At 66.1% G+C, this 1285-nt stretch carries 1 protein-coding gene; it reads right to left on the bottom strand.

Annotated elements, in window-relative coordinates; genetic code table 11:
* Window positions 1-61: 61 nt before the first annotated feature.
* Window positions 62-1203 (bottom strand): IS3 family transposase gene (locus tag IU459_RS37205; RefSeq protein ID WP_195134263.1). Its coding sequence is split into 2 segments (ribosomal slippage): window positions 62-936 and window positions 936-1203, totalling 1143 coding nucleotides; the frame shifts between segments, so codons are not numbered across the junction.
* Between the last annotated feature and the right edge of the window lie 82 nt (window positions 1204-1285).

The raw sequence follows: 1285 nt of genomic DNA, 5'->3' as shown, positions 1-1285 counted from the left end.
TGGCCGGTCCCCGATGACGGGACCACCCGGTCTTTGAGTCCGGGTTGTTGTCGATCCAGTTTCAGTTGATTGTGCAGGCCACCGGGTGGTGGCGGTGGGTGCAGCTGGCAGCGTATTCGGCGGGGGTGAGATACCCCAGCGCCGAGTGTCGATGCCCTCGGTTGTGGTCGTCTTTGAAGTCGCCGATCACCACCCGGGCCTCGAGCAGGTTGGTCCAGTGGTTGCGGTTCAGGCATTCGGTGCGCAGCCGCCGGTTGAACGATTCGACGAACCCGTTGTTCCACGGCGTGCCCGGTGGAATGTAGACCATTCCGACCCGGTTCGAGCAGAATCGTTGCAGCGCTGCCGAAATCATCTCCGGTCCGTTGTCCATGCGCAGCACCTTCGGTGCGCCACGGGCCGCGAACACCTTCTCCAGCCCGGTGACGAGCCGCTCGGCGGTGATTGACCGCTCCACCAGGTGCAGCAGCGACTCGCGGGTGTGCTCGTCGACCATCGACGCGATCTTCACCGCCCGCCCGTCGATGGTGGAATCGAACTGGAAGTCCAACGCCCACACCACCTTCGGCGCGTCCGCCGCGATCGGTGGCATCGACGAAACACCCGCGCGTTTGCGCGGGTGATGCTCACGCACCTGCAGGCCCTCCTCCCGCCACAGCCGGTGCACCCGTTTCTTGTTCACCGCGTGGCCCTCCTCGAACCGCAACGCCGCCCAGGCACGGCGGAACCCGTGACACGGATGTTTCATGGCGTAGCCGCGCAGCCAGGCCCGCAGACCGGCATCCGGATCGGCCGGCGTGGCCGCCACCGGCACACGGCGATAGGTCGAACGCGAAAGCCCGACCACCCTGCACGCGAAGCGTTCCGACATACCGAAACCGTCTTTCAGCATGCCCACAACGCGGCGGCGAGCGGCCGGGCTCACCATTTTCCCTTGGCGATCTCCCGCAGCGCGTCCTTCTCCAGCTCCGCATCGGCCAGCAACCGCTTCAATCGCGCATTCTGCTCCCGCAGCTCCTTGAGCTCTTTCGCCGCGTCGGTGTCCATCCCGCCGTACTGGCGGCGCCAGTTGTACAGCGTCGCCGCCGAGACCTCCAGCTCAGCCGCGATCTCCTCACCCGAGCGGCCCTCCGCGGCCAACTCGTCGGCACGGCGCAGCTTCCGCACGATCTCCTCCGCGGAATGCCGCTTGCGTCCTGCCATATCCCTCAGTGTCCCTTCCGACCCTCATCAGGGCCATCAGGACTCTAAAACCGAGCGGTCTCATTCAGTGGGGACGGGCCAC

Source organism: Nocardia amamiensis, from assembly GCF_015477605.1.
In the GTDB taxonomy this organism is placed as follows: Bacteria; Actinomycetota; Actinomycetes; order Mycobacteriales; family Mycobacteriaceae; genus Nocardia; species Nocardia amamiensis_A.
The sequence above is the reverse complement of the archived record's forward strand: the minus strand, read 5'-3'. Positions and strand labels throughout refer to the sequence as shown.